Source organism: Bacteroidales bacterium (assembly GCA_035299085.1).
Lineage (GTDB): Bacteria > Bacteroidota > Bacteroidia > Bacteroidales > UBA10428 > UBA5072.
On sequence record DATGXG010000045.1, the window covers coordinates 139,921 to 152,803 of the forward strand.

Below are 12,883 nucleotides of genomic sequence, written 5' to 3' on the forward strand. Positions count from 1 at the left end.
TCAGGTTAACATTAATGAACGAAATTCGTTTTCTTCATACCAATCAACATCACTGGAAGGAATTCGAAGAGCTTTTGGAAACTGGTTATCAGTCAAATCCTGATCAGATTTCGGACTTGTATATCCGCCTGACCGATGATCTTTCCTATGCCCGGACTTATTTCACCAATTCGCCGGTTAACGGTTATCTTAATAACCTGGCTCAGAAAGCTCATCGTCTCATATATCAGAACAAACCGGTAAAAAGCAACCTGTTTGTACATTTCTGGAAAACCGAATATCCAACCATTGTAAAGGGTTCTTACAGGGAAATTACTGTGTCTTTTTTAATTCTGCTTCTTGCCTCAATGACTGGGTGGCTTTCAAACCTGTTTGATCCTGAATTCGCGCGGATCATAATGGGTGACCACTACATAAACATGACCCTGGCTAACATTGAGAAGGGTGATCCTCTTGCCGTTTATAAAAGTATGAACCAGGTGGATATGTTCCTGGGCATTACATTAAATAATATTTATGTTGCATTCCAGGCTTTTGTCTGTGGTTTGTTCACACCGCTGGGAACTGGAATGATCCTCTTAAAAAACGGTATAATGCTGGGAACCTTTCATAGTTTTTTAATGCAGAAAGGTTTTAGTTTTGAGACCATTTCAACCATCTGGATCCACGGAACAATTGAAATATTTTCTATCATCGTTGCCGGAGCAGCAGGTATTATCCTTGGAAAAGGAATCGTTTTTCCAGGCACCTACAAACGTTCGGTGTCATTCAGAATGGGTGCATTAAAAGGCATAAAACTGGTAGCCGGCCTTATACCGTTCTTCATTGTGGCCGGTTTTCTTGAAGGTTTTATTACCCGATACACGCATGCGCCTTTCGTGCTCAGGCTTTCAATAATCATTTTATCAGCTGTCATCCTTGCTTATTATTTTTTCATTTACCCCAATACTTCACAATTTAAAAACCCTTATTATGGAAAACAATCCGGTTAATTTTAAAAGTATCCGCGATTTCGGAGAAATCTTTAATTCCACTTTTACCTTTATTGGTGAAGAGTTTAAACCACTCGGAAAGGCAATACTTTTGTATGCCATGCCCTTCCTGATTATTGCTTCAATAATTGGCGTTGTTTTTGGAATTCAGTCACAACAATTAATGAATTCCTATAATTTACAAAACTCGACAGATCTCTCGGAATCACTATCCATGGTGGGTCAGGCATATAAATATATTTTCCTGATGATGATGATTTATATGGTTGGAATGAGTGTTCTCCAATGCACCATCATGGGATATATTAAGCTTTATATCGAAAAAGGAAAAGGAAATTTTACAACCGAAGAAGTATGGAATGAAGTTAAATCCAGGATATTTCCCGTTCTTGGAATATCACTCATATGTTTTATTCTCATAATAATTGGTACTATTTTCTGTATTATACCAGGAATCATCCTCGCCGTGTCTTTATCCCTCATTCTGCCTGCCTATTTTTATGAACAGAAAGGTTTTGGAAACTCGTTTAACCGCAGCTTTCAGCTAACCGCCCAAAAATGGTGGCTTACATTCGGGTTGATGATCGTCTCTTACATACTCGTGTATATGATTAGTTTGTTGCTTTCTATCCCTTCAATGCTCATGGGATTCAAAACACTATTTGCCCTAGCGAGTCATGCCGAGGTGCATATTTCGACCGGCTACTATATTCTTAATTCTATTACTCAGCTTGTCACTTATGTTCTTATTTCAATTCCGCTGATCATTCTAATATTCAACTATTTCAGCCTGGTTGAATTAAAGGACAGGCCTTCATTACAGGAAAAAATAGATCAGATATCATAACATGATCCGTAAGGTCCTGTTAATCTGTTTTTTTGCTGAAATCATTTTCTTCGGTCAATTGAAAGCCGGGGATTCTGTTTCCGTCAGCCCGGTGAAAGCTTTTTTCCCGGAAAACGGGATCAGAATCCCTTCCGAAAACAGGATCAACGAAATTCTAAAGGATAAAAAGTATGATTATGGTGAATTTTATAAACCTCCTGCCAAGACAGGTATTTTAGCAAGGCTTTTGCGTTGGATCGTAAAAATGATCGGCTTCGGAATGAAAGCATTCAGTTATTGGCCGGTTGGGTTCAGAATACTGATTATTGTAATTCTGATATTATTGATTTATGTAATCGCCACAAAAACAAAATTATACAGGCTATTCTATTTCGAAAAACAAAAAGAAAATGTGTATTTCCGGGAAATAAGCCTGCCTGATGAATTCGATTTTGAAAAGGCAATTTCTGAAGCAATAGCCCTGAATAAATACAAAGACGCCATCCGTTTTTCTCATTTGAAATTGCTGAAAGACCTCAATAATAGCCGAAAGATTCAATTATCAGCTGAAAAAACGAACAGGGATTATTCATTTGAAATAGGTGATTCTTTGACGAGGCAAAAATTCCTCAGGCTCACTGACATTTATAACCGGGTATGGTACGGCAAATATGATTTGAGCAGAACTGAACTGGACTCTGTGTTACCTGAATTTGCTGAATTTAATACAGACTTATATGTTCAGGATTAAAAAGAAACATATAGTCTTTATTCCGGTCCTACTCTTTGCAATGCTTATTGTAATCAAGCATATGCAACCTGAACAGGTCGACTGGTCAGTAAGCTTCAGCGGATACAAAAAAATTCCTTACGGGTGCAGCGTGACAAGGCTCTTATTGAAGGACATATTCACGGGATCCTCCATTGATGAAAATAACAGCAGCTTCTTTATTTCACTCAAGAAATCAGGTGATAACAAAAGAAATCTTGTTGTTGTTACAACAGATTTCTATCCCGATTCACTTGACTTACAGGCTTTGCTTCATTTCGTTTCCAAAGGAAACAATGTTTTTATGTCGGCCTTTTCATTTTCTGAGGAATTGTGTGATACACTGGGGATAAAGGATAACGAGACTACTCTTGATACCTCGGTCCTTAAAAAGTATCCTGAAAAATTGCACCTGGCGTACTATGCTGATGATTCTGCATTTCATTTTTCAAGGCGGATGTCGGAACATTATTTTATGAATATCGACTCGGCTGATCACGTTATTGTTTTAGGCACTGACCGGTTTGAAAGGCCTGACTATATTATGACTGAATTCGGAAAAGGTAAAATATTCATGCATTGTGAGCCATTGGCCCTTACCAATTATCATATCCTTTACAGCAATCATCAATATGCTGCCGCTGTGCTGTCGGCAATGCCTGTTTTACCTGTTATTTGGGACCAGTTTTACAAACCCGACCGGGTTATTGATGCTTCACCCATGAGGTATATCTTAAGTGAAAAATCTCTTCGCTCAGCCTGGTATCTGATAACCTTTACCATCCTGGTATATTTGATATTCGGTGCAAAAAGGAGACAGCATGCCATTGAAATAATAGATCCACCTCAGAACTCATCGCTTGAATTCATCAAATCAATCGGAAAGCTTTATTACAAAGGCCAGAATCATATCGATATCGCTAAAAAGAAAGTAATTTATCTCAGGGAATTTCTGAGAAACCGGTATGGATTTAGGTCAATCGATTTTTCAGAAGAAAACATAAAATCACTTGCTGAAAAGACAGGTGCAGGTATTGATCTGATTGATGAAATGCTGAGGCGTGCTGCATATACTGAAAAAAGTCTCGATCTTAATGCCGAAGAATTAATTCGAATCAATTTCCTGATAGAGGAATTTTATAAAAAGTGCAAATAATAAATCCTATGATTACTGAAGAGAATAATATCCTTGATTTTAAACCATTACAGGATGCCGTTAACCAGTTGAAGAATGAAATAGCCGAAATAATAGTAGGCCAGCATGAAATGATCGACATGCTTATTGCGGCTGTTCTTTCCAACGGACATGTATTACTTGAAGGAGTGCCCGGAATTGCCAAGACACTTACAGCTAAAGTGATGGCAAGGCTGATAAATGCCAGATTTTCAAGAATACAATTCACACCAGATCTGATGCCGTCGGATGTTACGGGGACATCGGTATTTAGTGCCAAAACATCATCCTTTGATTTTATCCCGGGGCCAATTTTTGCCAATATTGTCCTTATAGATGAAATCAACAGGGCCCCGGCAAAAACACAATCCGCCCTGTTTGAAGTAATGGAAGAAAGACAGGTCACCATTGACGGCAAGACATACCCGATGGAAAATCCGTTTCTCGTATTTGCCACTCAGAATCCGCTTGAACATGAAGGCACATACCGACTGCCGGAAGCCCAGCTCGACAGATTTCTTTTTAAAATTAACATAAACTATCCGAACCTGGCACAGGAAATTGAAATCCTTAAAAAGGCAAATGACCGCAAAGACATTAAGGAAACCGAATTAATAAAACCAGTCCTCTCAGGTATAGAGCTCACTTCGTATCAGCGTTCTGTCCGTTTCATACATATAGAAGAACAGCTAATCCGGTATATTGCAGAAGTTATCCAGAAGACACGAAATCATGCTTCAATCTATCTTGGAGGATCACCACGGGCATCTATCAATGTTCTTACAGCATGTAAAGCAATAGCAGCAATGAACGGCCGGAATTTTGTTATCCCTGAGGATATTCAGACAGTTCTTTACCCGGTATTAAATCACCGTATTTACCTTACTCCCGAGAAAGAACTGGAAGGACTTACAGAAAAGCAGGTGATTGAAGATGTGATTGCTTCAGTTGAAATACCACGGTGAAAGGTGAATAAGGTGTTTTCCATAATCAGCAATCTGTATATTGCACGTCGTTTTTACTATTCGGCTGTATTTCTCATTTTATTGTTTATTACCGGTTATCTGTATGACCCGCTTTTTTTAATGGCAAAGATCCTGCTTCTTGTTTTAACAGTATTTGTTTTCTTTGATTTATACCTTCTGTTTTTTACCCGCAGGGAGATTCTCCTGTTAAAAAGAGAATTACCGGATAAATTTTCAAACGGCGATATGAACCGGGTTAATATATATTTTAAAAATGTCCACGCATTTCCTGTTGATTTAATGTTGATTGATGAGATCCCTGTGCAGTTCCAGGTCAGAAATTTCTCGATAAGACATAGATTGGGCTCTCAACAGGAAAAACAGCTCGAATATACCTTGAGACCTACACTCAGGGGCGTACATACATTCGGCAGGACCCTGGCTTATGTGAAAAGTCCTTTGGCCTTGCTTGAGCGAAGGTGCGTTTTTAACAAAGAGGCCATCAATGTGCCCGTATATCCTTCTTTTCTGAATATAAGAAGATATGAGTTAATGGCTATTTCAAACACGTTAACGGATGCCGGAATTAAAAAAATCCGGCGAACGGGCCACCATACCGAATTTGAGCAAATACGGGATTATGTTGCAGGTGATGATGCAAGAACTGTTAATTGGAAAGCCACTGCGAAAAGGGGGAAATTGATGATAAACCAATACCGTGACGAACGTTCGCAGCAGGTGTACAATATAATAGATATGGGCCGCTTGATGAAGATGCCCTTTAATAACCTGTCATTGTTGGATTATTCGATAAATTCTTCGTTGATTATAGCAAATACAGCACTGTTTAAGCACGACAAACCAGGACTTATCACATTTAATACTGCGGTAAACAGCTTTATAGCAGCCGAAAGGAAAAGTAATACGCTTTTAACCATGCTTGAGGCACTGTACGACCAGCAAACCCGTTTCGCTGAATCGAATTATGAATTACTTTTTGCCTCGGTAAAAAAATTAATACCCCACAGAAGCCTGCTGATCATGTATACCAATTTTGAATCAATGGCTTCGCTTAAACGCCAGCTTCCCTATTTCCAGCGTATATCAAGAAGCCATCTTTTGCTTGTCGTTGTTTTTCTGAACACTGAAATTGAAGAATACAGAAAAAAGGAATCAGCCATGAATCTTGAAGCTATATATGATCAAACCATAGCTGAAAAATTCATTTATGATAAAGCTTTAATTACACGTGAATTGACAAAGCACGGTATTCTCTCTGTTCTGACACGGCCTGCTGATCTCACTGTTAATCTTGTTAATAAATATCTTGAGCTTAAAGACAGAGGATTGATTTAGGCAAAGATTATCCTTATAAAAAAGAGTACAAGCAAACCCAAACTGAAGGCGATCCGGATACTATTGCGGATCGACTTACCTGCATCGAATCTGAGATCAAAAATGATTTCAGAAAGTAAAAGCAAAGGCAAAAATACTACCAGGGGATTATAATGAATCGCCGATTCAGCATGAAACCGTAATGCAAGGAATGTGGCCCTTGTCATTCCGCAAAGCGGGCATTGGTACCCGGAGACATTTTTAAAGATACATAGTGATTTGCCGCCAAATACCCATGATTCAGGTAAAACGAGGAACAAGACAATTCCTGCGGTAATAAAATAATATTTCACCGGGATCTTCACATTCATACGGCAATATAACTATTATATTGAATTGAATATTCTTATATCGTTCCTTTTTAGTAAATTAGTATATTGATTCTCAATGGCCTCTGTTATTTACCCATGAAACAAACCTGCATAACAGTCGTGGGCCTTCTTATCATTCTTACCGGATGTCATCGATTCGGACCGTCGGATACTATATCAGTGCCTGGAGATACCGCGGGTATTAATTCAACAATTCGTTATGCAACGACAATTCTGCAAAAAAAACCCGATTCAGCCCTGTGTATTTTAAACCAGACTTTGCAGAAATCAATACGCGCTGAATATATCAATGGAATTGGTGACTCCTATGAGTTTATGGGTGTTGCCTTTTTTTATAAATTCAATTATGACACGGCTATTTATTTACAGAACAAAGCGTATGACTATTACAGGGAAAGCGGGAATAAAAATCGCATGGCACTTGTTCTTTTTAGCCTGAGTTACGATTACAGTGTTTTACAGGATCTCGAAAAATCGCTTGTCTTTGCTGAAAAATCAAAAGAATTATATGCTGAAATCAAAAATTACCCGAAAGTCTATGATTGTCTTGAAGCCCTTGCCTACCTGCATAACCAGCTTCATCACTCAAAGGCAGTTGATTCATTGATGCAGGAAATGGTTATCACTGCTGAGAAAATAGGCGACAAGAAGAAAATGGCCAACAGTTATTATAACCTTGGTAATCATTACATCGACCAGGCCTATTTAAATCTTGCCATAGAAGCCTTTTATAAAGCCCTTAAATTATCTGAACAGTCAGGCGATTCAGTTGAAATTGCCAATGCAACAGGGAGTGTGGGATTGGCCCATTTATACCTCCAGGAATATGATAAAGCTATTGAATATTATCTTAGGCAGGAAAAAATTCTGAGCCATCAGAATAACCAGTATGAGCTCAGTATTACCTACACTAACCTTGGTGAAGCCTATAATGCGTTGAATAATTACAGTATTGGATTGAATTATCATCTGAAAGCATTATCAGTCAGGGAACAAATGAATTTTAAACCAGCCCTGAGTAATTCTCTTCATAATGTTGCCAATACGTATTATCTTCTGAATGACAGTATAGATAAGGCTTTCACATGCACTGAACGATCCATGAGAATTGACAGGGAAATAAACAATGAAAAAGGATTGGCAAAAACATTTCTTCTCCTTGGTAAGCTTCAATTATTGAAAAATAATTACTCGCCGGGTATTGAAAATCTTGAAAGAAGTTACTCAATAGCACAGAAATATGAAGAACCGGTAATATTACAGGAAGCGTCCGGAGCATTAAGCAAAGCTTATTCGAAAACCGGTAATTATAAAAGAGCATTTGATTACCTGGTTATTAACAGACGGATCAACGACAGTATCGTCAGCGGCAAAAATATAAAACGTATAACACAGCTCGAATTGCAGCATGTATATGATAAGAAATCAAATATTCTCGAATTAAATCATTTAAGCGAAAAACTCGAATTTGAGACACGGCTGAAAAGAAAAAGGACGGAACTTGGCTTTTCACTGATCCTGGGATTTATCATTATCATTTCGGCATTTTTCGTGTACAAAAGTTATCTCCGGTCAAGAAAGGCGGATAAGGTAAAGGAATCCTTATTAAAGGAAATTCACCATCGTGTGAAAAATAATTTAATGGTTATCAGCAGTCTCCTCAATCTCCAATCGGGTCATATAACAGATGATCAAACCCGGTCAGCAGTAAAAGAAAGCCAGAGCCGTGTCAAATCAATGGCATTGATACATCAGTTATTATACCAGACTGAAGAATTTACACGTATTGATTTCCCAAAATATCTTGAACAGCTCCTGGCTTCACTTCAGGGTGCCTATATCCGGCCAGGATCAAAAATTCAATACAGGGTTTATGCCGAAGATATCCATATTGATATTGATACTGCGATTCCTCTCGGCTTAATTACCAATGAGCTTGCAACCAACGCCTATAAATATGCTTTCGAAGATCGTGATTCAGGAGAAATTGATGTAGTCTTCAAAAAAGTCAGCGTCACAAAATGTATGCTAAGCGTAACAGACAATGGGAAAGGTCTTCCGCCAGGTTTTGATCCCGAAAACACAGACACCCTGGGTTTAAAACTGGTGCGAATCCTGTCAAGACAGATTAAAGCATCTTTTGAATTCAGAAATCATAATGGCTCTTCATTTTCTATATTTTTTGATGAAAATTGTTAAGAATCTCTTTTTCAATTATTTTTATATAAAAATATAAGCCTTATGAGTGCTGTAAAAATTTTCATTGCGGAAGACGAACTCATAATTGCTGAGGATATTCGGGGAATGTTAAATGATATGGGCCATACAGTCACTGGTATAGCTGTTGATATAAAGGAGGCAGAAGAAATCCTTTCACATGAAATGCCGGATATTGCCCTTATCGATATTCATTTGAAAGGTGTTGATGACGGAATAGATCTGGCATCAATCATCAGGAAAAAAATGGATATACCGGTCATTTTTATTACTTCCTATTCTGACGCAAAAACAGTGGAAAGGGCAAAACATGTTATGCCGGATGGTTATATCGTTAAGCCTTTTGAAAAGGCAGATCTTTTTACGGCTATTGAAATTGCTCTTTTCAATTATGAGAAGAGACATACAGCTGAAATAGCACATGACGATTCAATAAGTGTGGTGATCCGAGACAGTATATTTATCAGGAAAGATTATATGCTGATCAAAATAAAATTTGATGACCTGATATGGATAAAATCAGAACTCAATTACCTTGAATTGCACTGTAAAGAAGCCCGTCATCTGATCCGTTCCACCATAAAGGAATTCAAGGAGAAACTTCCACCGGAACTGTTTTTACAAATTCATAAATCGTATTGCATTAATACAAAATATATAACAGCAATTGATCACAACCAGGTATGGCTCGGTATTAATAAAATCCCTATTGGTCGTGCTTATTTAGACCAGATACGCTCATCACTGAAGCTTGATTTGTAAAATTGCAGTTTATCCCTGTATCCTGACTTTTCATATAAAGATTCAGCCTGTAAACCACAAATTTTTGTTTGTATAGTTGAGAATTCCGAATTTTCAATGTTGATTTATTTTCAAATTTCCCAATGATTTGAAAATAAGCTGTATATTTGTAACCCCAACATCCAACCTGTTATATGAAAAAAGGACTAATCGGCTTATTGCTGCTGAATATTCTGACTACGAGCTTCAGTCAGGTAAGTATTAATATATCATATCTTGCTGATACGGTGGTTACCAATTCCGAAACCATTGATGATGCATTGCTTAACGAGAATTCATTCAGGGATAGTGAATTACTTGTATTCCCTTTGAAAACAAGTTCGGTTGTGAATGTCGTACGAATGGCCGATTTTAAAAAAGTATATACTGGTACCATTTCAGATATGGATGGAAAAGTACTTAAAACTGTAAAACTGGACGCCATTAATAACCAGATAAACCTCAAGAATTTCGGTTTCGGACTTTATGTTCTGAAAATCGATTCCGATGATAAACCTGTTGCCGAAGTTAATGACATCAACCAATCACGGGCAGTTGAAAATAAGGATCAATAAAAGGCACAGTCTCCGTCCCCGTCGTTGAATTTCAATTCGGCAACATCTTTTAATCTTTTTGAGAAAATATAGGGTTTCTGAATTTTCTTTTTTAAAAGAAAAGAGAACCTTCTTTCTGTAAAGGCTTTCACCAGGTCCGGATGAAATACTGTAATTCTACCCAGCTTTTCTTTTACCATCAGGTTAAAAAGTATGTCAGCCAATTCATTGTATCCCGATATTGAAAAAACATAGGGAACAGTCAGATGCTGGTTTCTTATACAAATTAATGCAAATGCAGAAACCTCCTCATTCTTTGATATCTTAATTAACCGGTACCTGAACTTCATACTTACTGAAGAAAAGTAATAACGGCGACTTTCCTCGTTGGGTTTACTTTCTTTAACCCAGGGATGGTTGATGATCCATTGAAGTTCCGCAGCACCTCGACGCGTCAGCGAATGTATGTTTTGTTCACATATAAATTGTTCGTCTTTCTCATCCAACTGTTCCGGCGTGGAATATCCTGTAACCATTCTACCAATCCTGTAAAACCGAATATCCGTTACGGCATTTATAATATGATCAGTGAACCTGAGAAAAAAGGCTATCTTGCTGAACCATTGATTTTTGGGCGGTAATATTTCAGCCAGGTTTGAACGGAGATACCCCCTGATGCCTGTCATGGTTAAAGGCGGAAGAAACATCCCCGATCTGAGATATAGCGCAGCCAGGTTTGGAACAAAATTCGTTATCAGGATCCTGTAATCCCATGCTTCCATTATTTTAAGAAGCAGGGTGGCTGCTACCGGTTCATTTCTTGAATTTTCATCGACCCAGAAACAGGATAGCCAACCGCACTTATAACCAGAATTGTTATAAAATATCCTGTCCGGCAGCACGCCAAGGTAACCGATCAGTCTATGTTCCCTGTAAACCGCTGTAAGCAATACATCTTCATCATCACACCGGGGATTCACGATTTGCGAAAGAGCGCGATGAGTGGTGATCGGTATATTGTCAAGATGCCTGAATTCATCGGACTCAATAAAAATCCTTAGCTGTTGCCGGTTATATGTTTTCACATCCATACTATGAACGTTGGATTGTATTTTTTCCGATGACCGATTTCATTCTGAAATAAAGGGTTTCTCCCCTCATAATATCTTGTGCCGGAAGTCCTCTCTCCTCCATGGGAATGCGCTGAATATTCCTTGCGATCATGTCATACTTAAGTCCGGCGCATCCGAATGTAAAATCAGCCAATGGAGGTTGCGAATTGAGAACGCGGTCAAAAAATTCCTGCCTGACACCAAAATCGGTAAAAGGAAAGGAAAAAAGACGCACAGGTGGTGAAAAGTTTTGCCACACATAATCGGTGCTTTCTTTTATCTGTGCAAGCTGATCTTCGGTGTTCAGTGAACTGAATACGGGATGATCAACACTGTGAGAGCCGAAAATGAAGCCTTTGCCCGACAAAGTCCGGATCTGTTCAGCATCCAGATAAGGTTTTTCATGCTTCAGATAACTTTCAAAATCAACATCCAGGAGGATGGCGATTTCATCCATAGCTGACCTGTTTTCATATGATATACTCAGAAGAAACTTTCCGTCATGATCGAAATGGAGGTTATATGAGGTGATTAGCTTGTGTATACTGCTGATTGTTGCATTTGAAATATTCCTTTCATTAAAGACTTCCTTAAGAATGCCGGCCTTGTACCTGTAAAAAAGCCCTGTATTGCCTATAAAGGCAGTATTCAGAAAACAAATCGCCGGTAATCCCTTTTTCAGTAAAATCGGGGCGATGACATCATAAAATTGTCTTAGTCCGTCGTCAAAAGTCAGAACAAATGTGTTTTCCCTGAATTTTCCCTGTTTTAAAGAATTTACAAGTTCAAGCGGATCAACCGGGGTAAAGTTCATGAGGAAAAAATCAAGATCCCTTTCGAATTGCTTAACTGATTTTATTGGGTACAGGTGTTTGATGTGAATCAGTTCGTCATCAGAGACTGCATGATACACGGGAAACAAACACGCTTTTCTTGCCGGTGATAAAAGCAGATTATCCGGGAGGAACCTGAAAGCGCCGGCTATTTGCAGGAATACGTCTTTCATATATAGATTTTGCCGGTGATCATGCAGGACTGCACAAAGTTCAAAATGAACCTTTTATAAATAACGTTGTTTTCCATACCAGAAAATGCTTACAGATCAGTGATTTTAGGTGCAAGGAATGTTAAACAGTAATAAAATTAACACTTTTTATGACAATCATTTTTACAATCTCACAATTTAAGGGATGTTTAAAAAGTTGATTTGATTATATTGCTCAAAGAAAAATTGCGCATGAAAGGGAAGTTGCTGATTGTAATGTTTCCGGTTTTATTAATTGCATCATTTACTTATTCCCAGGACGTTCAGGTTATTTTTGATGATGCTCCGGAAGTACATGGAAAAGATTCTTCATTTGCCAGAACAGAGCAGACCGGAGTTATTGATGACACACTTCGCCTGCTGATTGTTGAAAAAGCCAGGGAGTTTATCGGTGTCAATTATAAATGGGGTCAGTCAAATCCCGATGCATTTGACTGTTCAGGCTATGTTAAGTACGTTTACGGCCAATTTGGTTATACGCTGCCCCATTCTTCAATTGAGCAATTTCATTCAAGCAAACGGCTTGCCGGAACGAAGGCAAAACCCGGTGACCTTGTGTTTTTTATTACAAGGGGTCACAGGGTTTCTCATGTAGGGATATACCTGGGAGATAACTCATTTATTCATGCACCTCGAACCGGAAGACAGGTATCCATTGATTCCCTTGATAACATATATTTTAAAAAGCACCTGGCAGGTTTCGGGAACATCATCAATTAGAA

General features: G+C 38.3%; 13 protein-coding genes. 10 read left to right on the forward strand and 3 right to left on the reverse strand.

Going from position 1 to position 12,883, the window contains the following annotated elements; translation table 11 throughout:
• Positions 1 to 14: 14 nt before the first annotated feature.
• Genes VK179_14815 through VK179_14840 form a run of 6 tightly spaced genes read left to right on the forward strand, consistent with a single transcriptional unit; the run spans position 15 to position 6,082 of the window.
• On the forward strand, positions 15 to 992 hold the full coding sequence (locus tag VK179_14815; protein HLO60017.1) for a stage II sporulation protein M: 978 nt from the start codon (positions 15 to 17) through the stop codon (positions 990 to 992).
• Entirely contained in the window at positions 973 to 1,839 is an 867-nt protein-coding gene (locus tag VK179_14820) for a hypothetical protein (protein ID HLO60018.1), read from the forward strand. Before VK179_14815 ends, VK179_14820 begins: the two co-directional genes overlap by 20 nt.
• Before the next feature lies 1 nt (position 1,840).
• Positions 1,841 to 2,569 carry a hypothetical protein gene (locus VK179_14825; GenBank protein ID HLO60019.1) on the forward strand — a complete coding sequence of 243 codons (729 nt, stop codon included), beginning with the start codon at positions 1,841 to 1,843 and terminating at the stop codon, positions 2,567 to 2,569.
• Positions 2,556 to 3,743, forward strand: coding sequence for a DUF4350 domain-containing protein (locus VK179_14830; protein ID HLO60020.1), 1,188 nt, complete (start codon positions 2,556 to 2,558; stop codon positions 3,741 to 3,743). The genes VK179_14825 and VK179_14830 overlap by 14 nt, the downstream gene beginning before the upstream one ends.
• 8 nt (positions 3,744 to 3,751) lie before the next feature.
• Positions 3,752 to 4,726, forward strand: coding sequence for a MoxR family ATPase (locus VK179_14835; GenBank protein ID HLO60021.1), 975 nt, complete (start codon positions 3,752 to 3,754; stop codon positions 4,724 to 4,726).
• A gap of 12 nt (positions 4,727 to 4,738) precedes the next feature.
• The gene (locus VK179_14840; GenBank protein ID HLO60022.1) at positions 4,739 to 6,082 is read left to right on the forward strand and encodes a DUF58 domain-containing protein; all 1,344 of its coding nucleotides are present in this window, start codon (positions 4,739 to 4,741) and stop codon (positions 6,080 to 6,082) included.
• Here the strand turns inward: VK179_14840 and VK179_14845 are convergent.
• Positions 6,079 to 6,432, reverse strand: a complete 354-nt coding sequence (locus tag VK179_14845; protein ID HLO60023.1) for a DUF2752 domain-containing protein — start codon at positions 6,430 to 6,432, stop codon at positions 6,079 to 6,081. The genes VK179_14840 and VK179_14845 overlap by 4 nt on opposite strands.
• A 96-nt stretch (positions 6,433 to 6,528) precedes the next feature.
• Between VK179_14845 and VK179_14850 the strand changes: the two genes are divergently transcribed.
• The 3 genes from VK179_14850 to VK179_14860 all read left to right on the forward strand — a co-directional run bounded on the left by VK179_14850 (position 6,529) and on the right by VK179_14860 (position 10,025).
• The gene (locus VK179_14850) at positions 6,529 to 8,652 is read left to right on the forward strand and encodes a histidine kinase dimerization/phosphoacceptor domain -containing protein (GenBank protein HLO60024.1); all 2,124 of its coding nucleotides are present in this window, start codon (positions 6,529 to 6,531) and stop codon (positions 8,650 to 8,652) included.
• Positions 8,653 to 8,694: 42 nt separating this feature from the next.
• Positions 8,695 to 9,432 (forward strand): response regulator, encoded by a 738-nt coding sequence (locus tag VK179_14855; protein HLO60025.1) that lies wholly within the window; start codon positions 8,695 to 8,697, stop codon positions 9,430 to 9,432.
• 173 nt (positions 9,433 to 9,605) lie between these two features.
• Positions 9,606 to 10,025 (forward strand): hypothetical protein, encoded by a 420-nt coding sequence (locus tag VK179_14860; protein ID HLO60026.1) that lies wholly within the window; start codon positions 9,606 to 9,608, stop codon positions 10,023 to 10,025.
• Here the strand turns inward: VK179_14860 and VK179_14865 are convergent.
• Both VK179_14865 and VK179_14870 read right to left on the reverse strand, forming a co-directional pair.
• Positions 10,019 to 11,095, reverse strand: a complete 1,077-nt coding sequence (locus VK179_14865) for a hypothetical protein (GenBank protein HLO60027.1) — start codon at positions 11,093 to 11,095, stop codon at positions 10,019 to 10,021. The genes VK179_14860 and VK179_14865 overlap by 7 nt on opposite strands.
• A 1-nt stretch (position 11,096) precedes the next feature.
• Positions 11,097 to 12,122 carry a polysaccharide deacetylase family protein gene (locus VK179_14870; protein HLO60028.1) on the reverse strand — a complete coding sequence of 342 codons (1,026 nt, stop codon included), beginning with the start codon at positions 12,120 to 12,122 and terminating at the stop codon, positions 11,097 to 11,099.
• Positions 12,123 to 12,353: 231 nt separating this feature from the next.
• On the opposite strand from VK179_14870, the gene VK179_14875 reads away from it, so the two are divergent.
• Positions 12,354 to 12,881: a C40 family peptidase gene (locus tag VK179_14875; GenBank protein ID HLO60029.1), complete on the forward strand. Its 528-nt coding sequence runs from the start codon at positions 12,354 to 12,356 to the stop codon at positions 12,879 to 12,881.
• Positions 12,882 to 12,883 lie beyond the last annotated feature (2 nt).